Below are 21,831 nucleotides of genomic sequence, written 5' to 3' on the forward strand. Positions count from 1 at the left end.
GGGAAAGTTCGGCCGAAACGGAGTCAGTCGAACAGCGTCTCCAGGTAGCGGTAGCCCACGGCGCTCGGCCGGTCGGCATTGGCGTCGGTCCCCGAGTACTCGGTGTCCGTGCCGGCGGCGCGGACGTAGAGGTAGCGCTTGCCGCCTCCGGGGGCGGCGAGCTCGAGCCGGGGACGCGGGTCCCCGGAGGGGAGGAACTCGGTGGCGATCGTCTTGCCCTCGAGAGGTCCGTCGGTCAGCTTGGCGGTGTACGTCGTCAGTGATGTCGTTGCCATACCTCCATTGTCCTCGGCGCTCTGCCGTCCACAAGGGAGCACACGCGCCGTCCCTGCGCCCAGGGCGAACGGACGGCACCGGATTAGGCACACCCGAGGGCAAGGTGTGTATGGTTTGCCTGTTGGGCCACTCCGGCCCACGCTCGTCCGGCTTTGCGCCGAGGACCGGGCTCCGCGGCACAGACGCGGGAGCGTGCTACCGACATCCGGTCGGGGCGACATCGTCGTACATATAAGAGGAGTCAGGTGCCTGACACGAAGAAACTCGTCATCGTCGAGTCTCCGAACAAGGTGAAGTCGATCGCCCAGTACCTGGGCGACGGCTACGAGGTGATGGCCTCCGTCGGCCACATCCGAGACCTGATCGAGCCCAAGAACCTGCCGCCGGAGCTGAAGAAGGGGTCGCTCGGGAAGTTCTCGGTCGACGTCGAGAAGGACTTCGAGCCGTACTACGTCGTCTCCGATCAGAAGAAGAAGACGGTCGCCGATCTCAAACGCGCCCTCAAGAACGCGGACGAGCTCCTGCTCGCCACGGATGAGGACCGCGAAGGAGAAGCCATCGCCTGGCACCTCGTCGAGGTGCTGAAGCCGAAGGTCCCCGTCAAGCGCATGGTCTTCCACGAGATCACGCGCGAGGCCATCGAGAAGGCCCGCGACAACACCCGCGAGATCGACACTGCTCTGGTCGACGCTCAGGAGACCCGCCGCATCCTCGACCGCCTGTACGGCTACGAGGTATCGCCGGTCCTGTGGCGCAAGGTCGGACCCGGACTGTCGGCGGGCCGCGTTCAGTCTGCGGCGACGCGCCTGGTCGTCGACCGCGAGCGGGAACGGCTCGCGTTCGTACCGGCGTCCTACTGGGGCCTGACCGCTCAGCTCGCGCCCGAGGGCGCCACCGCCTTCCAGGCGCGCCTCGCCCGCGTCGACGGTACGCGCGTCGCGACCGGTCGAGACTTCGACGACCACGGTCGCCTCACCTCGGACGCCCGCACTCTCGACGAGGAGGCCGCCCAGGCGCTCGCGGACGCGGTGCGCCGGCCGAGCACCGTCGTGACCGTCTCCAAGGTCGACTCCAAGCCGTACTCCCGTCGTCCGGCCGCGCCGTTCACGACCTCGACGCTGCAGCAGGAGGCCGCCCGCAAGCTCCGCTTCTCGGCCCGGCAGACGATGAGCGTCGCTCAGACGCTCTACGAGAACGGCTACATCACCTATATGCGCACCGACTCCGCGTCGCTGTCGCAGCAGGCCACGAACGCGGCCCGCACACAGGCGGCGAAGCTCTACGGGCCGGAGACGGTTCCCGACAAGCCGCGCACGTACGCCTCGAAGAGCAAGAACGCCCAGGAGGCGCACGAGGCCATCCGTCCGTCCGGCGAGGTCTTCCGCACCCCGAGCGAGCTCGAGAAGGTGCTGCGCGGCAACGAGTTCCGGCTCTACGACCTGATCTGGAAGCGGACCGTCGCCTCCCAGATGGCCGACGCGAAGGGGCAGACCGCCTCCGTCACGGTCGAGGCGTCCATCACGGAGGGAACCCTCGACGGCACCGTCGCCGAGTTCACCGCGAGCGGCACGGTCATCACCTTCCGCGGGTTCCTCAACGCGTACGAGGAGAGCAAGGACGAGGAGCGCAACTCCTCCGACACGGCCGAGGCCAAGCTGCCGCCGCTCGAGCCCGACCAGTCCCTCTCGGTCGCCGAGGTCGAGGCGGATGGGCACGAGACCACACCGCCGCCGCGCTACACGGAGGCGAGCCTGGTGAAGGCGCTCGAGGAGCTCGGCATCGGCCGGCCCTCCACCTTCGCGAGCATCATCTCCACGATCATCGACCGCGGTTACGTGACGCAGCGCGGCCAGGCGCTCGTCCCCAGCTGGGTCGCGTTCTCGGTCGTCCGACTCCTCGAGGACTACTTCGGCGACCTGGTGCAGTACGACTTCACCGCCGAGATGGAGGACGACCTCGACCGGATCGCGGACGGCGAAGCCGAACGGATCGACTGGCTCAACAGCTTCTACTTCGGCAGCGACAAGCACAAGGGCCTGCGCCGGGTGATCGACAATCTCGGCGAGATCGACGCGCGCAGCATCAACTCGATCGCGATCGATGAGGGCGTCACCCTGCGCATCGGCAAATACGGCCCGTACCTCGAGGTCGCCGAGCCCGGCGCCGCGGAGGACGCCACCCCGCGGCGCGTCAACCTCCCTCCGGAGCTGGCCCCGGACGAGCTCACGCCCGCGAAGGCCCGCGAACTGATCGACGCCCCGGTGCAGACCGACCGCGTGCTGGGCTCGAACCCCGAGACCGGCAAGGTCGTCCTCGCCAAGGACGGCCGCTTCGGCCCGTACGTGACCGAGGCCGACCCGGAGCCAGAGCCGCAGGCCGACCCGCAGACGGGTGAGGTCGTCGAGGCCAAGAAGCCGGCGAAGAAGGCCGCCGCGCCGAAACAGCGGACCGCGTCGCTCTTCAAGTCGATGGACATCGCGTCCCTCGACCTCGAGACGGCGCTCAAGCTCCTCGACCTCCCGCGGGTCGTCGGCATCGACCCGGAGAGCGGCGACGAGATCCAGGCGGCCAACGGCCGGTACGGCCCCTACCTGAAGAAGGGGACGGACACCCGCTCGCTGACCTCCGAGGACGACATCTTCACGGTCGATCTCGCCGGAGCGCTGGAGCTGTTCGCGCAGCCGAAGTACGGCAACCGCCGCGCGTCGAGTGCCCTCAAGGAGTTCGACGCGGATCCGGTCAGCGGCAAGCCGATCAAGGTCAAGGACGGCCGCTTCGGACCGTACGTGACGGACGGCGAGACCAACGCGACGATCCCGCGCGGGGAGACGGTCGACGAGGTCGACTTCGAGCGTGCTGTGCAGTTGCTCGCGGACAAGCGCGCCAAGGGGCCGGCCAAGAAGCCCGCGGCGAAGAAGGCGACGACGCGGAAGGCGCCCGCGAAGACGACCGCCGCGAAGACGACCGCCGCGAAGACCACGGCCGCCAAGAAGTCCACGGCAGCGAAGAAGGCCCCCGCGGCGAAGCCGGCGGCCGAGTGAGCGGGTTCTTCATCACGTTCGAAGGGGGTGACGGGGTCGGCAAGTCGACGCAGGCCGCGCTCCTGACGGAGTGGCTCACCTCCCGCGGACGCACCGTCGTTCGTACCCGCGAGCCCGGCGGCACGGCTGCGGGCGTCGAGATCCGCGAGATCGTGCTCCACCATCGCGGGGACATCGCGCCGCGGGCGGAAGCACTGCTCTACGCAGCCGACCGCGCTCACCACGTCGCGACCCTCGTGCGCCCCGCCCTCGACCGCGGCGATGTCGTCGTGCAGGACCGCTACATCGACTCGTCGGTGGCGTATCAGGGAGCCGGACGCGTCCTCGGCGGCGACGAGGTGCGCGCCCTCTCGCTGTGGGCGGCGGAAGGTCTGCTCCCGGATCTCACGATCCTCCTCGACCTCGACGAGACGACGGCCCGTGCACGCCTCGACAGCTCCCGTACACGCTACGACCGCCTGGAGGCCGAACGAGCCGAGTTCCACGCCCGCGTCCGGGCCGCCTTCCTCGAGCTCGCCGCCGCGGAACCGGAGCGATTCCTGGTGGTGGATGCCTCCTTGCCCATCGACGAGATCGCCGCCGAGATCCGCCGCCGCCTCGATGGCCGCGTCTGACCGCGCCGGTGTCCGCCGTGCCCGCTAGCCTGGAACGCATGGCAGTGTGGGACGACCTGACGGGGCAGGACGACGCCATCGCCGTCGTGCGGGCCGCCGCCTCGGGATCCGACGCCCGCGGCATGACCCACTCGTGGCTGATCACGGGCCCTCCGGGGTCCGGCCGTTCCAACCTCGCCTACGCCTTCGCCACGGCGCTGCTCAGCCCGGGAACGCCCGAGGGCGACCTGGCGACGCAGCGACAGGTCGAGGCGCGGACCCACCCCGACCTCGCCGTGCTGAGCACCGAGCGCGTCATCATCTCCATCGACGAGGTGCGCACGCTCGTGTCCAGCTCGCAGTTCTCGCCCTCCGTCGGGCGATACCGGGTGATGGTGATCGAGGATGCGGACCGCATGAGCGAGCGCACCTCCAACGTGCTGCTGAAAGCTCTGGAGGAGCCGCCGGAGCGGACGGTCTGGATCCTGTGCGCCCCGAGCGACGCCGACCTCCTGCCGACGATCCGCTCCCGCGTCCGCACCGTGCGCCTGAAGGTGCCGAGCGTGGCCGATGTCGCCGCCCTGATCGAGCGCCGGGACGGCGTGGACGCCGTCACTGCCGAGCGCGCCGCACGGCACGCGCAGAGCCACATCGGGATGGCGCACCGCCTCGCGACCAACGAAGAGGCGCGCAGACGGCGTTCGGAGACCCTGACGCTCGCGCTCGGCATCCGATCCGTCTCGGACGCCGTCCTCGCCGCGGCGACGCTGCTCGAGATCGCGGGTGCCGACGCGAAGGCCATCACGGAGGAGCGGGACGCGGAGGAGCGCGAACACGCGCTCCGTTCCCTGGGCGTCGAACCGGGCGGCACCGTCCCGCCCGCCCTGCGCGGACAGCTGCGTCAACTGGAGGACGACCAGAAGCGGCGCGCGACCCGGAGCCTGCGAGACGGCATCGACCGGATCCTGGTCGACCTGCAGTCCCTCTACCGTGACGTGATGATGCTGCAGCTGCGCAGCGACAGCGCGCTCGTGAACCTCGAGCTGCGGGAGCGGCTGGAAGCTCTCAGCGCTCATTCGACTCCCGCCGATACGCTCGCCGCGATGGACGCGGTCGCAACCGCTCGCGAGCGGATCGACGGCAACGTCGCGCCGGCGTTGGCCCTCGAGGCCATGCTCACCACCATCCTTCGCGGCACCGCCGCGCGAAAGGGGACCGACCTGTGATCACCCGCTCGGGCCGCCCAGGCCCCCGTCGGCGCGTTCTGCGCACGGCCTCCGTCGCGATCGCGGCGATCGCCGCGCTCACCCTGACCGGCTGCGTCACGTGGTTCATCCCGCCCAAGACCGCCGCGACCTCCTCTCCGGTCAGGGAGGATGTCGCCGCGAACCTCAAGCCCTTCTACGAGCAGGTGCTGAAGTGGAGCAGCTGCTCCGGCGGGATGCTGTGCACGACCGCGAAGGCTCCGCTCAGGTGGGACGACCCGTTCGCGGGCGAGATCGAGCTCGCGCTCATCCGCCAGAAGGCGAAGGGCACCAAACAGGGGTCTCTCCTGGTCAATCCCGGGGGGCCGGGCGCGTCGGGCTACGACTTCGTGAAGGACAGCGTCGGCTACGCGACCGACAGCACACTGCAGGACCACTTCGACGTCGTCGGCTTCGACCCGCGCGGGGTCGGCCGGTCGACCGCGGTGAAGTGCTACGACGCCAAGCAGATGGACGGCTACCTCTACGACATCACCCCCGGCGTGCGCGGCTCCGACGAGTGGATCGCCGCGAACACCACCGCATCGGTCGACTTCGGCGCGGCCTGCGCCAAGAACACCGGAGCGCTGCTCGACGAGGTCGACACCGTGAGCGCCGCGCGCGACCTCGACCTGCTGCGCGCCGTGCTCGGCGACACGAAGCTCAACTACCTCGGCTACTCCTACGGCACCTACCTCGGAGCGGTGTACGCCGACCTCTACCCCGGCAAGACCGGCCGGCTCGTCCTCGACGGTGCGCTCGACCCCGCCGCCAGCAACTTCGACGTGACCAAGGTCCAGGCGCAGGGCTTCGAGAGCGCATTGCGCGCCTACCTCACCGACTGCCTCGGTCAGAAGGACTGCCCGTTCGACGGGACGGTCGACGACGGCATGAAGACCATCTCCGCTCTGCTGGCCTCGGTCGAGAACAGCCCCATCCGCAACTCCGACGGCCGTGAACTCGGCGCGAACACCCTCGTGACCGCGATCATCTATCCGCTCTACGACGCGAACGGATGGTCGTACCTGAGCCAGATGTTCGAGTCGGTCATGCGCGGCAGCGCCTCTGTCGCCTTCACCCTGGCCGACGCGTACAACAGCCGTGACAGTGACGGCACGTATTCGGACAACTCGACCGAGGCGTTCATGGCGATCAACTGCCTCGACTACGCGTACGATGCCGATCCCGCGACCATGCGCGCGCAGGCCGCCGAGCTGGCGAAGGACGCCCCGGTCATCGGGCCGTACATGGCGTACGGGGACATCGGCTGCGCCTCCTGGCCGTACAAGTCCACGGTCAAGCGGGGGCCGATCGCGGCGGCGGGCTCCGCCCCCATCCTGGTCGTCGGCACCACCAACGACCCCGCGACCCCGTACGTGTGGGCGAAGAACCTCGCCCACGAGCTGGAGAACGGCCACCTGCTCACCTACAAGGGCGAGGGGCACACCGCCTACAACAAGTCGAACTCGTGCGTGAACGACACCGTCGACGCGTTCCTGGTGAAGGGGACGCTGCCGACGGAGGGCAAGACCTGCTGAGCGGGCCGGTGGCGTCACAGTTCGCTCGGTCGAGTGGTGCAATTTTGCAGCGGATGAAATAATCCAGGAGTGACTGTGGCCCCCGACTCCGCACTGGATCCCGAGCTCGGCCTGCGCGAGCGCAAGCGCATCGCCACCCGGCGCGCGATCCAGCTCGCCGCGCTCACCCTCACGAGCGAGCGTGGCTTCGACCGTGTCACGGTGGACGAGATCAGCCATGCGGCGAACGTCTCGCCGCGGACCTTCTTCAATTACTTCCCCTCGAAGGAGGCGGCGATCATCGGGGAGCTTCCCGAGCTTCCGGGGGAGGATGACGTCGAGCGCTTCGTCGCAGCCGGCCCAGAGGAGCCCATCCTGCACGGGATGAGCCTGTTGCTGATCGCGGCCATCGACGGCGGCGACCTCGGCGAGGCCGCGCAGAGCGCCCCGGGGGAGGCTGCGGCGACCCTGCAGGAGATGCACACCCTCCGGCGGGCACTCCTGAAAGACAACCCGGAGCTCTTCGCGCAGCGCATGGCCAGCATGCACACGTTCGAGGAAGGGTTGAGCGCCGTCGTCCAACGCCGTCTCGCCCACGACGACCCGGCTCTCGCGGAGGACGAGGAGGGCTTGCACCAGCGTGCCCGCCTCGTCACCTACGTGGCTTTCGCGGGGATGCGTCACGCCTGGTCGTGCTGGGCGGATCACGGCGGCGTCGAACCCCTCGCCGACCGCCTGCGCGCCTCCTTCGACCAGTTGCAGGCGCTCGGCAGCCAGGTGCACTGACCCGGCTCGCTTCCCGCGCCCGCATGGTCGTGAGCACCCCGCCCGATCGGGTAAGCTATCTGACTGTGCGCCGAGCGAGAGCCCGGCCCACGCCGCCCTAGCTCAGTCGGCAGAGCATCTCACTCGTAATGAGAAGGTCAAGGGTTCGATTCCCTTGGGCGGCTCCGACGAACACGAAAGGCCCGCGGATGATCCGCGGGCCTTTCGGCTTCCCGGTGAGGTATTCGCCTAGCTTGCGAGCACCGCTTCCTCGGCGTGGTGGCACGACACGTCTCGCAGGGGGACGCCGGGGCCGGCCAGTGCGCGCAGCGGCGGCACGATATCGCGGCACTCGTCGGTCGCCATCCAGCAGCGCGGGTTGAAGCGGCAGCCGGCGGGCGGGTCGACGGGCGAGGGGGGCTCGCCGCCGAGGATGCGACGCCGGGAGAGGCGGCCGCGGCCCTCGCGGGTGGCGGTGGGGGTCGCCGAGAGCAGCGCCTGAGTGTAGGGGTGCGACGGGTGATCGTAGACGGCCTCGGTGTCGCCGATCTCGGCGATGCGCCCGAGATACATCACGGCGACGCGGTCGGCGATGTGGCGGACGACCGAGAGGTCGTGGGCGATGAAGACGATGGAGACTCCGAGGCGGCGGCGGATGTCGCCGAGGAGGTTGATGACCTGCGCCTGCACCGAGACGTCGAGTGCGGAGACGGGCTCGTCGCAGACCAGCACGTCGGGGTCGAGTGCGAGAGCGCGGGCGATTCCGATGCGCTGACGCTGGCCGCCCGAGAACTGGTGGGCGAACCGGCCGAGCATGTCCTCGCCGAGACCGACGAGCTCCAGCAGCTCGACCGCACGGGCGCGGCGGGCTGCCCGGCCCATGGCGTGGGCAGCGGCGATGGGCTCGGTGACGATGTCGAGCACGGTCATGCGCGGGTCGAGGGAGGCGTACGGGTCCTGGAAGATCATCTGGACGCCCTGCCGCAGGTGCTTGCGGTCGCTCAGCCGGCCGCGGCCGACATCGCGCCCGCGGTAGGCCAGCGTTCCCTCGTCCGGGCGCTCGAGACCCACCAGCATCCGAGCGAGCGTGGACTTGCCGCAGCCGGACTCGCCGACGATGCCGAGCACCTCGCCGGCGTGGAGCTCGAGGCTCACGCCGTCCACGGCCGAGACGGTCGCGGGACGCAGCCGGGACCCCGTGGCGAAGCGGCGGGCCAGGCCGGAGGCGGCGAGCACGACCTCGCGGGCGCCCTCGCCGGGACGGGGGAGGACGGCGGCGGTGCGGGGGTCAGACGAGTTCACCGATGAGCTCCTCGGATCGGAGGCAGGCGGCCCGCCTGCCGGCGGCGACCTCGAGCAGGGGAGGCCGGGTGGTGGCGCACGCGTCCACCGCGAGGTGGCAGCGCGGGTGGAACGAGCAGCCCTGCGGCACCCGGGCCGGGCTGGGCGGGGATCCGGGGATGGTGAGGAGGTCGGAGCCGCGCTGAGCGGCCTGCGGCACGGAGCGCAGCAGGGCCTGCGTGTACGGATGCGCCGGGTGCGCGAACACGGTGTCGGCGGAGCCGCTCTCCACGATCCGGCCCGCGTACATGACGGACACGTGGTCGGCGACCTCCATCACGACGCCGAGGTCGTGGGTGATGAGCAGGATGCCCATCCCGAGCTGGTCGCCCAGCGAGCCGAGCAGGTCCAGGATCTGCGCCTGCACCGTGACGTCGAGGGCGGTCGTCGGCTCGTCCGCGATCAGGAGCTCGGGGTCGAGGGCGATGGCCATGGCGATCAGGATGCGCTGGCGCATCCCGCCGGAGAACTGGTGCGGGTAGTCGTCGACCCGTCGCGAGGGCGCGGGGATGCCGACGAGACCGAGCAGGTCGATGGCACGAGCACGGGCCTCCTTGCGGCTCGCTCCGCGGTGCACCCGGAAGAGCTCGCCGATCTGGTTGCCGATCGTCATCACCGGGTTGAGCGCCGAGAGCGCGTCCTGCAGCACGAGCGCGATGCGCTCGCCGCGGAGCCGTCGCCGTCTCTCCTCCGTCAGGTGCAGGAGGTCGATGTCGCGGAGCAGAAGCTCGTCCGCGGTCACCCGGGTGTGCTCGTCGCCGAGGCCCATGATGGCGCGGGCGGTGACGGATTTGCCGGAGCCGGATTCGCCGAGCAGGGCGACGAACTCGCCGCGGCCGACACTGAGGTCCACCGCGCGCACGGCCGGGATGTCCGGTCCGGAGCCGGTGAACGCGACCGAGAGGCCGCGCACCCGCAGCACCTCGTCGCCGGAGGGATTCGTTGTGTCCACGCAGACATCCTCGCATGTGAGTGATTTCCGGAATGTTTCAATCAAGAAACGAATTTGCCGAATTTTCAAACTCATGTTGACACAGATGCCGGATATCCGCGAGATTGTCTTCCACTGCGCCAGGTGCGCACTTCGAACACCACCTCACCAGGAACGAAGGAGAAAGCGTGCTCGACCCCTCCCCGCGCTACACCGGCTACACCGCCTACGACTACCTCGAGGCGGGCAAGGACTACCGGGAGTTCCGCTACGCCAAGCAGCTCGGCCGTGTGCCCGCCTACGCCGGTCTCGGCCTCAGCGACGCTCAGGCCGAGCGCACGACCCGCCTGCTCGCCGAGTCGACGGTGATCTCGCTGCACGACCACGTGCAGGTCTTCCCCGAAGACATGACCCAGCTCCGCGACCACATCCGCCAGGGCCGCGAACCAACCGGCTACGAGGGGCTCAGCCGCTCGGGCATCACGGCCGTCTTCGACAACGGGATGGACGGCACCTGCTGCATCTCGAGCGACGCGGGCTGGAAGTACCAGGACGTGCTCTTCGACCTCGGCGTGCGGATGGCAGACCTCGCCCACCAGGACTTCGTCATCAAGGGGGAGTCGATCAAGGACATCGAGTACGCCGCGGAGACGGGCCGCATCGCGCACGTCTTCGCCCTCGAGGCCTCCACGATGATCGAGAACGAGGTCGACCGGCTCGACGTGCTCTACGGCTTCGGGGTGCGCCAGATGGGCATCGCCTACTCCGAGGCGAACACCCTCGGCTCCGGGCTCAAGGAGCGCGGCGACGGCGGGCTGACGTACTTCGGGGAGCGCGCGGTCGAGCGGATGAACAAGCTCGGCATCGCCATCGACGTCTCGCACTCGGGAGACCGCACCGCGGTCGACGCGATCAAGGCGTCCACCAAGCCGACGTTCATCACCCACGCCGGCGCCCGCGGTCTGTGGCCGACGAACCGCATGAAGACCGACGAGACGATCATCGAGTGCGCGAAGCGCGGCGGTGTGATCGGCATCGAGGCGGCGCCCCACACGACGCTGTCGCCGGCGCACCCGCGCCACTCGCTGGAGTCGGTGATGGACCACTTCCAGTACTGCGTCGACCTGGTCGGCCTCGAGCACGTCAGCTTCGGTCCCGACACGCTCTTCGGCGACCACGTCGGCCTGCACGACGCCTTCTCGTCGAACCTGTCCCTCGGGCAGGCCCACGGGACGGTCGACTACGAGAAGGTCGAGTACGTCGACGGCCTCGAGAACCCGGCCGAGGAGTTCTACAACATCATCGGCTGGCTGGTGAAGCACGACTACTCCGACGACGAGATCCGCGCCGTCGTGGGTGGCAACACTCTGCGGGTCCTGAAGGAGGTGTGGGTCTGATGCGCCCACGGAAGATCGCACTCACCGCGGCCGTGCTGGCCGCGTCGGCGCTGGCGCTCAGCGCCTGCGCCCCCAGCGCGCCGCCGGCCGCCACCTCGGCGACCGCCGGTTCGCAGACGCTGACAGTGGCCACGACCACCGACGTCGTGAACTACAACCCGCTGGTCGGCAACAGCCGCAGCGACTACTGGATCACGAACCTCATGTACCCGCACCTGCTGAGCATCGCGAACGACGGCTCGAAGGAGCCGCAGGTCGCGACCAAGTGGGGCTACGTGGACGACACCACCGGCTTCTACGAGATCCGCGACGACCTGAAGTGGAGCGACGGTGAGCCGCTGACAGCCGAGGACGTCGCCTGGACCATGAACGCGGTCAAGAAGGACAAGCCCTCCGGGACCTTCTACGGTCAGCTCGCCAACCTCGACACGGCGAAGGCCGTCTCGAAGACCCGGGTCGAGTTCACCCTCACCAAGCCGGACTCGTCGATCGTCGACGAGATCGGCTTCTGGGGCAACATCGTCCCGAAGCACGTGTTCGAGAAGGCGGAGTCGGTCGCGTCGTTCCCGAACGACGGAAGCGACGGCGGATGGGTCAGCGCCGGCCCGTACAAGCTCACCAAAGTGCAGGTCGGCCAGAGCTACACGCTCGAGCGCGTCGACGACTACCCGCTGGTCGAGGGCGGAACCCCGCTCTCCGCGTCGGTGGTCTACCGCGTGTTCCCGGACATCAACACCGAGATCCTGGCGCTGCAGAGCGGCGAGGTCGACGTGATCGCCAACGCCCTCCCGCCGGCGCAGGTCGCGAAGCTCAAGTCCACCAGCGGCATCGCCGTGGAGGAGGCCGTCGGGCTCGGCTACGCGCACATGACCTACAACATGAACAACGCGGACCTGGCCAAGGTCGAGGTGCGGCAGGCGCTCGCGCACGCCGTCGACTACGACGCCATCCGCAAGGTCGTGCTGCAGGGGCAGGCCGTCTCCACCGGCTCCAGCCCGCTGATGCCGGTGCTGAAGGACTACTACGACAAGTCGATCAAGGAGTACGCCTTCGACACCGACGAGTCGCGGAAGCTGCTGGAGAACGCGGGCTACACCGCCGGCTCCGACGGGATGTTCCCGCTGAAGTTCCGCCTCATCTACTCGCTGCAGGACAGCGTCACCAGCCAGTGGGCGACCCTGGTGAAGGACAGCGCGGCGAAGGCGGGCATCGCGATCGAGCTGCAGGGCACGGAGCGCAACACGTACCTCGCGATGACCAACAAGGGCGACTTCGACATCTACGCCGGCAACTTCGCCATCATGGACGACCCGGTGACGAACATGACGCTCGCCTACCTGCCGGGCGGCGCCATCAACTACACCTACGTCGACGACGCGAAGCTCAACGACCTGATCGCCCAGGGCACCGCGACGACCGACAAGGACGAGAAGGTGAAGCTGATGCGGGAGGCCGCGAAGATCGTGCGGGACAACGTGTACGACAACATCATGTACACGCAGAACCTGTACTTCGCGCACTCCTCGAAGTGGACCGGCTTCGTCTCGAAGCCGAGCGAGTTGCTCTCCATCGTCAACCCGGTGTCGCTGGCCAGCGCGCACCCGACCGGCAAGTAACCGAAAGCAGAGGTACGCCCGCGTGTCCCGGTTCCTGTTCCTCCTCCCGCGGCTCGGCCGGGGTCTGCTCACGGTGTGGTTCGCCGTCACCGTGACCTTCCTCCTGCTGCGCCTGCTGCCCGGAGATCCGGCGCTGGCCGTCGCCAGCCCGAACATGACCGAGGACGCGCGGGCCGCCCTGCTCCAGCAGTACGGCCTCGATCAGCCGCTGATCGTGCAGTACGGGATCTACCTGTGGCAGCTCGTCCAGGGCAACCTGGGCGTGTCGTTCACGCAGTCGATCCCGGTGCTCGACGTGCTGATGCAGCGCCTCCCGTGGACGCTGCTCCTCACGGGCGCCGCGCTCGTGGCCACGGTGGTCGTCGGCATCCCGCTCGGGGTGCTGGCGGCCTCCCACCGCGGCCGGTTCCTCGACCGGCTGGTGCAGATCATCGGAGTCACCGGGCAGTCCATCTTCGTTCCGAGCATCGGCGTGCTGCTGCTGTTCGTCTTCGGGCTGATGCTCGGCTGGCTGCCCATCGGCGGGGCCTACGACCAGGACGCCTACGGGCTCGCCTGGTACGGGAGCGTCGCCGCCCACCTCGTCCTCCCCGCGCTCTCGCTGATGCTCGTGCAGCTCGGCAGCTACGTGCTGACGATGCGATCGACTCTGATCGACGCGCTCGGGGAGGACTACACCACGCTCGCGAAGGCGAACGGCCTGCCCTACCGCCGGGTGCTGTGGAAACACGCGCTGCGCAACGCGCTGCTGCCGACGACCACGCTCATCGGCCTGCAGCTCGGCTTCCTCGTGGGAGGCGCGGTGCTCACCGAGACCGTGTTCGCGTATCCCGGCATCGGCCGGGGCATCTACGAGGCCGTCACCCAGCTCGACTTCCCTGTCCTCCAGGGTGCGTTCCTGATGCTCGCGATCACGGTGGTGGTCGCGAACATGATCACCGACACCGTCTACGGTTTCCTCGACCCGAGAGTGAAGAAGGCATGACCGACGCGACCACCCAGAACGCGGCGACGGTCACCGAGGAGGCGGTCGGGCTCGAGCCCGTCGCGCTCGGCAACGGCCGCGCGAGCGCACAGACGTGGAAGGCGTTCCGGCGCGAGCCGCTCGGGATGCTGGCGCTCGGCGTGCTCATCCTGCTCACCGTCGTCGCGGTCGCGGCGCCGCTCATCGCCCCCTACCCGCCGAGCTACGGCGACCCGGTGCTCGCCCCGCCGAGCCTCGCGCACTGGTTCGGCACCGACAGCCTCGGTCGCGACGTGTTCGGCGAGGTGGTCTGGGGATCGCAGCAGAGCATCCTGGTGGCCGTCGCCGCCTCCGCCATCGCGATCGTCGTCGGCACCCTGATCGCGGTGGTCGGCGCCTACTTCCAGCGACTCGACGGTGTCATCAGCGTCATCGTGGACCTCACTCTGTCGCTGCCGGTGCTGCCGCTCATGATCCTCATCGCCGCGCTGGTCGGGCCGAGCACCGGGACGATCATCCTCGTCGTCGCCGCGTTCTCCTGGCCGGAGGTCACGCGCCTCGTCCGCTCGCAGGCGCTCACGGTGGTGCGGCTGCCATACGTGGACGCCGCACGGCTGATGACCACGTCGCCGCTGTGGATCATCGTCCGGCACGTCGTGCCGGCCGTCACCCCGGTCATCGTGGTCTCCGTCGTGGTGACCGCCTCCCGCGCGGTGCTCTCCGCGGCGGGACTGGCGTTCCTCGGGCTGGGCGACCCGAACGTGTGGTCGTGGGGACGCATCCTGTACGAGGCGCAGCAATCGGGCGCCATGTCGAGCGCCTGGTGGCTGACGCTGTTCCCGTCCATCGCGATCCTGCTGCTCGTGCTGTCGGCGACGCTGCTCTCGATCGCCTACAACGACGCCCGCAACCCGCGGTCGCGCCGCCGCTGACCCACCCGCCCGTATCGACGAAGGAGGACCGTGTTCACCACCCGCCTGAGCGCCGACGCTCTCGACCGGCTGCAGGACCGCGTGCGCGAGCGCATGCGTTCGGAGGGCCTCGACGCCCTGCTGACCGACTCGCCCGAGGACGTCGCGTACCTGACCGGGTTCTTCCACCATCCGTGCGAGCGACCGGTCGCCGTCTGGCTGGGCGCCGACGGCGGCGCCGTGCTGCTCGTGCCGGAGCTCGAACGCGAGAACGCCGAGCGGCAGCACGCGCGTGCCGAGATCGTCTCCTACGCCGAGTTCCCGGGCGTCGTGCCGCCGTTCCGTGCGCTGGCCTCCCGGGTGGGGCGTGCCGGCCGCGTGGGCTATTCGACCGGCATGACCTGGGAGCGGCAGCACGCCGCCTTCACCGAGCTCGCAGTCGTCGAAGCCGTCCCCACCCCGATCGTGACCGTCGCCCGCTTCGTCAAGCTTCCCGAGGAGGTCGCGCTGCACGCGGAGGCGGCGCGGATCACCGACCTCATGCTGGAGGCGGGCGTCGCCCTGGTGCGCGAGAGCATCACGGCGGGCGCGACCCTGCCGACGGAGGCCGAGCTGGCCTCGCACGTCGGCGGGGTCGGCGTCGCCACGATGTACGCGGAGCACGACGAAGTGATCGTCGTCTCGCCGCTGGCCGGCGGGCTCGTCTACTCCGGAGCGAACTCCGCGTACCCGCACGGTCTCCCCTCCGGGTACCGCCTCCGGCCCGGCGACACTTTCATGCTCTCGCTCGGCTGCGCCGTCGGCGGGCGGTTCGTGGAGGGCGAGCGCACCTTCGTGCTGGGCGAACCCAGCGCGGAGCAGCGCCGCTACCACGACGCGGTGCGGCTGGCGCAGGAGATCGGCGGCCGGGCGATCCGGCCGGGACGCGAATGCCGCAACGCCAACCGCAACTGCCTCGACGTGATCCGCGACGCCGGTCTCGGCGAGTATCTCCGCCACCGGCAGGGCCACGGGATCGGCCTCGGCATGCACGAGCCGCCGTGGCTCGAAGACGGCGACGAGACCCCGCTCGAGGCGGGCATGATCGTCTCGAACGAACCGGGCATCTACATCCCGGGGCACGCCGGTTACCGGATCTCGGACAGCATGCTGGTGACGCCGGACGGCTCCCGCCCGCTGACCGCCTTCCCCCGCGACCTCGACTCCTGCACCATCGCCCTCTGAAGAAAGGACCAACCGTGACCGGAACCCAGGACGTCTCCCCGGAGTTCGCCGCCGCGACCACCACCGCCGAGTTCGTCGAGATCAACGGCAACCGCCTCGCCGTCGAGGTGCTCGGCCCCGAGGGCGCGCCGGTCATCATCACGCACCACGGCGCCCCCGGGCTCGGTTCGCGCGCCGAGCCTCGCGCCAGCTTCGGCCGGCTCGCGGACGAGTACCGCGTGGTCGTGTTCGACGCGCGCGGCTCCGGCGAGAGCGAGGGATCCGGGGAGTTCAGCCACGAGCAGTGGGCGGCCGACATCGACGCCCTCCGCAAGTGGATCGGCGCCGAGCGGATCATCATGGCCGGCGGGTCCTACGGCGGCTTCATGTCGATGGAGTACGCCATCCGGTATCCGGACCGCGTGCAGGCCCTCGTGCTGCGGGATACCGCTCCCGACAACTCCCACTCGGAGCTTTCGCGCGCCAACGCCCTCGCCTCCGACCGCGTCACCGTCGACATGGACAAGTTCGACCGGATCGACGAGGGACGCGTGCGCGACGACGACGATCTGCGCGATTGCTGGCGCGAGATCCTCCCCCTGTACGACTTCGTCTACGATCCCGAGGCCGTCGAGCGCAAGGTCGCCGCGACCCCCTACCGGTACGAGGCGCACAACTACGCCTTCTCGAAGAACCTGCCGAACTATGATCTGAAGGGGGCTCTCCCCGGGATCAGCGCTCCGACCCTGGTCACGGTGGGGCGCACGGACTGGATCACGCCGGTCTCGTGCAGCGAGACGATCGTCTCGCTCATCCCGGACGCGCGGTTGGCGATCTTCGAGAAGTCGGGGCACTCGCCCCAGATCGAGGAGGCGGAGGAATGGACGGCCACGGTTCGCGGCTTCCTGCACCAGGTCGCGCCGCCCCGGTCGGGCACGGCCGCGTGAAGGCGCTCGACTCCCTCGACGAGCTCGACCGCAAGATCATCGTCGCGCTGCAGCACGACGGCCGGGCCAGCTGGACCGCCATCGCCGACATGGTCGGCAGCTCGACTGCGACGGTCGCGCGGCGCGGCCAGCAGCTGGTCGCCGACGGCGTCGTGCGCATCGCGATCGTGCCCGCGCTCGGCAGCTCGGGGCAGGTGGACTCGTTCCTCGTGCGCCTCAACTGCAGGCCAGGCACTCAGTTGGAGGTCGCGGCCGCGCTGGTCGCTCACGAAGACGTCCGCTTCCTCACCCTGGTGACCGGGCAGTACGACATCATGGCCGAGGTCGTCGTGTCCGGGGGAGCGGCGCACTACCCGAAGCTCATCCAGTCGCTGCAGTCCATCCAGGGCATCAAGCGCTGGCGCAGCGACATCATCATGCACGTCTACAAGGTGCGCCACGACTGGAGCCGCCAGCTCTACGCGGAGACCATGAAGCTGCCCGCCGAGATCGAGAAGACCTCCCTGGTCGATCCGGAGTACTGCGAGCCCGCGCACTTCGACGACGCCGACCGCCGCATCCTCGCCGAGCTGCGCGAGGACGGCCGCGTCACGTTCCAGTCGATCGGCGACAAGACCGGGATGAACGAGTCCAGCGTGCGGCGACGCTTCGACCGCCTGCGCGCCAAGGGCTGTGTCGACATCCTCACCCTCGTCCCCGCCGCCGCGCTCGGGATGGGAGCCGAGACGCTGCTGCTCGTCCGGGTCGAGCCTGCCCGACTGGAGGCCGTCGCGGAAGCGCTCTCGACGTACCCGGCCGTGCGATACCTCGCGGCCATCCTGGATGACAACTCCCTCTTCTGCGAGCTGATCACCCCGTCGGTCGCCGAGCTGAACGACTTCATCTCGCACACCCTGTCCGCCCTCGACGGCGTCGAAGGCTGGACCGGCGCGATGGAGCTGCTGTACCTCAAGCGCGGTTTCGTCGAGACCCCGTGGTGGCGCACGCAGGTGGGGGCGGTGGCGGTCGAGGGGTGACGCGACGGCGGCCGCTCGGGACGACTGCGTGCCGGCGCGCGACCGCGATCGTCCCGAGCGGCCGCGGTCGCTCGTCGGTTCCTCAGCCGATCGACTCCACGCGGTTGCCGTAGAGGCGGACGAGGTACCCGCCCGCGAAGTCCCAGTACTCTCTGCTGTCCAGCGCGAGGGTCCAGAGGACGCGACCGGTCGCCCGGTCATAGGCGGCTCCCTCGTGGGACTCCCAGGAGGTGGCATAGGTGTTTTTCGGACCGAAGGAGTTGATATTGGAGGTCGGGATACCGAGATCGGGAAGGGGTCGACCGGTACCCTGATCGATCGAGCACTCGGTCGAATCGGAAAGCTGCAGCGTATACGCAGCTCGTGCAGCATCGGAGCGGACGGAGACGACGCTGTGCGCGGTGGAGACGCACGCTCCCGGCGCGGACGTCCACACGGTGTCCCCGGACTGCCCGTCGATCACCGTCGTTCCCGTCGTGTCGACGATGGCGAAGTCGCCCGTCTGCGCGAGGTCGGAGCGATCTCCGCCCGGAAGGACAGCCAGCGTATCGATCGGGATCAGTCGGGCACCCTGCCCGAGGTTCTTCGTCCACGCAGTCGTTCCGGATCCGTCGAGCGCTGTCAGATTGGTGGAGCCGTCTGCGCGGCTGGTCGCCCACACGGTGACGACATCGGATGCCAGCCTGAAATCGGTGAACTCCGGGTGCTGTGTGAATGCCCCCGATGCGAGGTCGATGGTGCCCAACACTCGCGTGTTCGGATCGTTCTGGAGGTAGTAGTAGGCGGGAAGGACCGATGCATCACTCGTTCCGGACGCGACGACCGGACTGCTTCCGTCGACGCGAGTCGTCCAGAGCGGGGAGGCGGCGTTCCTCGGGTCGATGCGTGAGATCCAGCCCGGGCCGGGGAGCGTAGGGTCGCTGGCAACCACGAGGTCGCCAGAGTCGCCCGGCACGGATACGCCGTAGAAGAGTGGTTGGGCGTCATAGGTCGCGAGGCTTTCACCAGTGTTCAGGTCGATCACATCGTGAGCGCCCGAGGTTCCGTCGGTAGAGGTGAACATCGCACGACCCGACGTCCCGAGAAGCTGGAAGCGCGTACCGGCGAAACCTTGCAAACGGTCCGACGTGTAGCTCCACTCCCGCTGCCAGACGACTTTGCCGTCTCTGGTGTCGATCATCGTCAGGCCGACCTTCTCGTCACGGCTCTCCGTGCAAGCACCCCCGCCTTCGTACTCCTTGGGTCGGGCGCCGGAGAGGAAGACGCTGAAGTCGTCGGCCACGCTGTAGGCCAGCGGATTCATGCGGCAGCCGTCGTCGATTCCCGGGAGGTCGACGGACCAGCGGGTCTGGGTGGCGAGCGCATCCACATCATGGGGCGTAATCGGTCCTGCCTTCACCTGGATGCGCGGCATCGTTGGAGTCGGTGTGGGCGTCGGAGTCGGCGTCGGCGTGACACTCGGCGTCGGTGTCGTCGGCGCGGGAGCCGGAGCCGGCGCGCCGAAGTGCAGGACCCCCGAGAGGGCGAGCGCGGCGGTCCCCCCGGCGAGAAGGACGGCGACGCCGATGAGTCCGCCCAGGATGGCGAACCGCGTGCGCGGAGGGCGAGCGGGGGAGGTCACGACGGTCTCGTGGAGGATGTCGCGGAGGGCGGCGCTGCGCGCCGGGTCGAAGACGGGGCCGGTGGTGGTCATTCTGCACCTCCTTCGAGGACGGGCTGGGCCGGATCGGCCAGGAGTTCGAGAGCGAGGTCGCCGAGGCGGCGCTTCGCGCGGGAGAGACGGGACTTCACGGTCCCGACGGGGACGCCGAGGGTGCGGGCGGCGTCGGCAAGCGGTAGTTCTTCGAGGACGCAGAGCGTGATCACGTTCTGGTCGGCGGTGGAGAGCGTTCCGAACGCGTCGCGCACGCGGCGGTCACGCTCGCGGGTGTCGAGGTCCTCGGCGACGCCGTCGGCGTGATCGGGCTGGTGTGCGGGCTCGGGCATGCGGGCGAGGGCCTCGCGGTGCCGCCGACGGCTGCGCTCGAGATTGTGGACGGTGTTGTTCGCCGTGACGAGGAGCCACGCGATGATCGACCCGTCGACCACCCGGACGGCGTCGCGCCGCCGCCAGGCCTCGAGGAACACCATGGCGGTGACGTCCTCGGCGTCGTGTGGCTGCCGCACGAGACGCAGCGCGTGGCCGAAGACGCGATCGCGATGCGTGTCGAAGAGCGACGTGAACGCCTCCGGATCCCCGTCGCGTGCACGGGACCAGGTGTCGGCCTCGTCCGTTCCAGCGTTGTTCATATCCCCTAGTGTCCGATCGGCCGAAAAGGTTCCATGAGGCAGGCGACCGTTCGAGAGAAGGATAGCGAGGTGCTTCAACCTCCCCCGGACGGGTGACGTCCTCAGAAAAGGCAGGTACTATGCCCGGATGCACGAATCGGACCTGCCCGACTCCGGTGTGCCCGCCGACACCGAGTCCGACCCGTCGATCCCGTCGACAGCCTCCACCGCCGAGCATGCCACCCGTGCCGAACGGCGCACGGCCGAGCGCGAGGCCGCGACCGGTGCCACACCCGTCGCGCGAGCCCGCGGCGGTGTCGCGGCCGGCGTTGCCGCAGCCACGGCGGGCATCATGTCCACGATCCGCAAGCACCCGACGGCCTGGATCGCGGCCGGAGGCACGGCCGCCCTGATCGTGCTCGGCACCGGAAGCGTCGCCCTCGGCGCGACGGTCGGCTCGCCCGCGGCCGCCGCGGTCGCCCCCAGCCCGTCCGCCTCCGCAACGAAGACCCCCACTCCCACTCCGACGCCCACGGTGGACCCCGCGCGTCCCGTGCCGGCCGCCGCGCCCGCCGCGAGCCGCATCCGCACCTGCTCCGTCGCCGGGCTCGCGCAGGACGGCCGTCTCGGCAACCTGGAGGCGCAGGTCGTCAACGCCAAGACGGGCGAAGTGCTCTTCGATCGCAACGGCGGCACCCCCGGCCCCACGGCTTCCGTGCTCAAGACCATCACGTCCGCTGCGGCGCTCGCGACGCTCGGCCCCGACTACCGCGTCTCGACCACCGTGGTCGCGGGGAGCACTCCCGGTCAGATCGTGATCGTCGGCGGCGGGGACGTCACGCTGTCCCGCCTTCCGGGCGGCCAGGGCGCCTTCTACACGGGGGCGCCGTCCATCCAGGATCTGGCCGACCAGGCGAAGCAGGCGATGGGCGGCCAGCCGATCACATCGATCGTGGTCGACACCTCGCTGTTCGGCGGCCCGGTGTGGCAGCCCAGCTGGGATGAGAACGAGGAGCGCGTCGTCGAGGGCTCCACCCCGTACATGACGGCCCTCATGGTCGACGGCGACCGCGACAATCCGGGCGCCGTGGAGTCGCCGCGCAGCACCGACCCGGTCGGCCGCGCCCTGCAGTACTTCCAGCAGTACCTGGGCACGAGCGTCCCGGTCACCCAGGGCACCGCCCCGGCGGGAGCCCGGCAGCTCGCCGCGGTGCAGTCTCAGCCCGTGACGACACTCATCCAGCAGGCGATGAAGTACTCGGACAACACCATCATGGAGGAGCTCGCCCGCCTGGTCGCCATCAAGACCGGCGCCGGCAACACGTTCGACGCCGAGAATGCGGGCGTTCTGGCCGGCCTCAAAGGCTACGGCATCGACACAGCCGGGCTCCACATCGCCGACGGCTCCGGCCTCAGCGCCGACAACGCGGTGCCGCCGTCGTACATGACGCGCCTCTTCGTCAAGGTGCTGAACCGTGAGAACGGTCTCGGCGTGATCTACGACGGCCTGCCGGTCTCCGGCCAGTCGGGCACGCTCGGCTCCGGCTACAACCGCTTCACGGGTGCGAACGCGGTCGCGCGGGGAGCGGTGCACGCCAAGACGGGCTGGATCGACAACGGCTACACGCTGTCCGGCATCGTGGACGCGGCCGACGGCACGCAGCTCACCTTCGCCGTGTATGCGCTCGGCAATGTGAGCGACAATGCCAAGCAGGCGATCGACACGCTCGTCACCGGCTTCTACAAGTGCGGCGACAACCTGTCGAACACCTGACGATTCCGTCCTCGACCGGCAGAGGGA

The 21,831-nt window shown here is 69.4% G+C and carries 18 protein-coding genes and 1 tRNA gene; 14 read left to right on the forward strand and 5 right to left on the reverse strand.

Annotated features, from left to right (window positions below):
* Positions 1-23 precede the first annotated feature (23 nt).
* Entirely contained in the window at positions 24-275 is a 252-nt protein-coding gene (locus tag LLS1_RS13070) for a hypothetical protein (protein WP_226656121.1), read from the reverse strand.
* A 246-nt stretch (positions 276-521) separates the two neighbouring features.
* Between LLS1_RS13070 and topA the strand changes: the two genes are divergently transcribed.
* The 6 genes from topA to LLS1_RS13100 all read left to right on the forward strand — a co-directional run bounded on the left by topA (position 522) and on the right by LLS1_RS13100 (position 7,621).
* Complete coding sequence (topA, locus tag LLS1_RS13075) at positions 522-3,317, forward strand: type I DNA topoisomerase (RefSeq protein WP_226656123.1); 2,796 nt, start codon at positions 522-524, stop codon at positions 3,315-3,317.
* Entirely contained in the window at positions 3,314-3,931 is a 618-nt protein-coding gene (gene tmk / locus LLS1_RS13080) for a dTMP kinase (RefSeq protein ID WP_226656125.1), read from the forward strand. Before topA ends, tmk begins: the two co-directional genes overlap by 4 nt.
* 38 nt (positions 3,932-3,969) lie before the next feature.
* Positions 3,970-5,136: a DNA polymerase III subunit delta' gene (locus LLS1_RS13085; protein WP_226656127.1), complete on the forward strand. Its 1,167-nt coding sequence runs from the start codon at positions 3,970-3,972 to the stop codon at positions 5,134-5,136.
* A complete protein-coding gene (locus tag LLS1_RS13090; protein WP_374758271.1) occupies positions 5,133-6,692 on the forward strand; it encodes an alpha/beta hydrolase in 1,560 nt (519 codons plus the stop codon). The genes LLS1_RS13085 and LLS1_RS13090 overlap by 4 nt, the downstream gene beginning before the upstream one ends.
* Before the next feature lie 69 nt (positions 6,693-6,761).
* Complete coding sequence (locus tag LLS1_RS13095; protein ID WP_226656129.1) at positions 6,762-7,457, forward strand: TetR family transcriptional regulator; 696 nt, start codon at positions 6,762-6,764, stop codon at positions 7,455-7,457.
* 91 nt (positions 7,458-7,548) lie between these two features.
* A tRNA-Thr gene (locus LLS1_RS13100) sits at positions 7,549-7,621 on the forward strand.
* Between the two features lie 64 nt (positions 7,622-7,685).
* Here the strand turns inward: LLS1_RS13100 and LLS1_RS13105 are convergent.
* Positions 7,686-8,738: an ABC transporter ATP-binding protein gene (locus LLS1_RS13105; RefSeq protein WP_226656131.1), complete on the reverse strand. Its 1,053-nt coding sequence runs from the start codon at positions 8,736-8,738 to the stop codon at positions 7,686-7,688.
* Entirely contained in the window at positions 8,725-9,729 is a 1,005-nt protein-coding gene (locus tag LLS1_RS13110) for an ABC transporter ATP-binding protein (protein ID WP_226656133.1), read from the reverse strand. Before LLS1_RS13110 ends, LLS1_RS13105 begins: the two co-directional genes overlap by 14 nt.
* Before the next feature lie 167 nt (positions 9,730-9,896).
* On the opposite strand from LLS1_RS13110, the gene LLS1_RS13115 reads away from it, so the two are divergent.
* From LLS1_RS13115 to LLS1_RS13145, 7 genes are read left to right on the forward strand one after another with little or no spacing between them, the layout of a single operon-like run.
* Positions 9,897-11,105: a dipeptidase gene (locus tag LLS1_RS13115; protein ID WP_226656134.1), complete on the forward strand. Its 1,209-nt coding sequence runs from the start codon at positions 9,897-9,899 to the stop codon at positions 11,103-11,105.
* Positions 11,105-12,721, forward strand: a complete 1,617-nt coding sequence (locus LLS1_RS13120) for an ABC transporter substrate-binding protein (protein WP_226656136.1) — start codon at positions 11,105-11,107, stop codon at positions 12,719-12,721. Before LLS1_RS13115 ends, LLS1_RS13120 begins: the two co-directional genes overlap by 1 nt.
* A 22-nt stretch (positions 12,722-12,743) precedes the next feature.
* The gene (locus LLS1_RS13125; RefSeq protein ID WP_223359902.1) at positions 12,744-13,706 is read left to right on the forward strand and encodes an ABC transporter permease; all 963 of its coding nucleotides are present in this window, start codon (positions 12,744-12,746) and stop codon (positions 13,704-13,706) included.
* Positions 13,703-14,617: an ABC transporter permease gene (locus LLS1_RS13130; protein ID WP_226656138.1), complete on the forward strand. Its 915-nt coding sequence runs from the start codon at positions 13,703-13,705 to the stop codon at positions 14,615-14,617. Before LLS1_RS13125 ends, LLS1_RS13130 begins: the two co-directional genes overlap by 4 nt.
* 30 nt (positions 14,618-14,647) lie before the next feature.
* Positions 14,648-15,820 (forward strand): Xaa-Pro peptidase family protein, encoded by a 1,173-nt coding sequence (locus LLS1_RS13135; RefSeq protein ID WP_226656139.1) that lies wholly within the window; start codon positions 14,648-14,650, stop codon positions 15,818-15,820.
* Positions 15,821-15,834: 14 nt separating this feature from the next.
* Entirely contained in the window at positions 15,835-16,746 is a 912-nt protein-coding gene (locus LLS1_RS13140) for an alpha/beta fold hydrolase (protein WP_226656141.1), read from the forward strand.
* On the forward strand, positions 16,680-17,762 hold the full coding sequence (locus LLS1_RS13145) for an Lrp/AsnC family transcriptional regulator (protein WP_226656143.1): 1,083 nt from the start codon (positions 16,680-16,682) through the stop codon (positions 17,760-17,762). The genes LLS1_RS13140 and LLS1_RS13145 overlap by 67 nt, the downstream gene beginning before the upstream one ends.
* Positions 17,763-17,844: 82 nt before the next feature.
* On the opposite strand, the gene LLS1_RS13150 is transcribed toward LLS1_RS13145, so the two are convergent.
* Both LLS1_RS13150 and LLS1_RS13155 read right to left on the reverse strand, forming a co-directional pair.
* On the reverse strand, positions 17,845-19,455 hold the full coding sequence (locus LLS1_RS13150; protein WP_226656145.1) for a hypothetical protein: 1,611 nt from the start codon (positions 19,453-19,455) through the stop codon (positions 17,845-17,847).
* A complete protein-coding gene (locus LLS1_RS13155) occupies positions 19,452-20,051 on the reverse strand; it encodes an RNA polymerase sigma factor (protein ID WP_226656146.1) in 600 nt (199 codons plus the stop codon). Before LLS1_RS13155 ends, LLS1_RS13150 begins: the two co-directional genes overlap by 4 nt.
* 127 nt (positions 20,052-20,178) lie before the next feature.
* Between LLS1_RS13155 and LLS1_RS13160 the strand changes: the two genes are divergently transcribed.
* Positions 20,179-21,804, forward strand: coding sequence for a D-alanyl-D-alanine carboxypeptidase/D-alanyl-D-alanine-endopeptidase (locus LLS1_RS13160; protein WP_226656148.1), 1,626 nt, complete (start codon positions 20,179-20,181; stop codon positions 21,802-21,804).
* Positions 21,805-21,831 lie beyond the last annotated feature (27 nt).

It is taken from the genome of Leifsonia sp. LS1 (assembly GCF_020521355.1).
Taxonomy (GTDB): Bacteria; Actinomycetota; Actinomycetes; order Actinomycetales; family Microbacteriaceae; genus Leifsonia.

Coding starts and splice junctions, on each gene's coding strand:
- LLS1_RS13070 (WP_226656121.1), bottom strand. CDS start 275: ATGGCAACGACATCACTGACGACGTACACCGCCAAGCTGACCGACGGA.
- LLS1_RS13085 (WP_226656127.1), top strand. CDS start 3,970: ATGGCAGTGTGGGACGACCTGACGGGGCAGGACGACGCCATCGCCGTC.
- LLS1_RS13120 (WP_226656136.1), top strand. CDS start 11,105: ATGCGCCCACGGAAGATCGCACTCACCGCGGCCGTGCTGGCCGCGTCG.
- LLS1_RS13130 (WP_226656138.1), top strand. CDS start 13,703: ATGACCGACGCGACCACCCAGAACGCGGCGACGGTCACCGAGGAGGCG.
- LLS1_RS13145 (WP_226656143.1), top strand. CDS start 16,680: ATGGACGGCCACGGTTCGCGGCTTCCTGCACCAGGTCGCGCCGCCCCG.
- LLS1_RS13150 (WP_226656145.1), bottom strand. CDS start 19,455: ATGACCACCACCGGCCCCGTCTTCGACCCGGCGCGCAGCGCCGCCCTC.
- LLS1_RS13155 (WP_226656146.1), bottom strand. CDS start 20,051: ATGAACAACGCTGGAACGGACGAGGCCGACACCTGGTCCCGTGCACGC.
- LLS1_RS13160 (WP_226656148.1), top strand. CDS start 20,179: ATGCACGAATCGGACCTGCCCGACTCCGGTGTGCCCGCCGACACCGAG.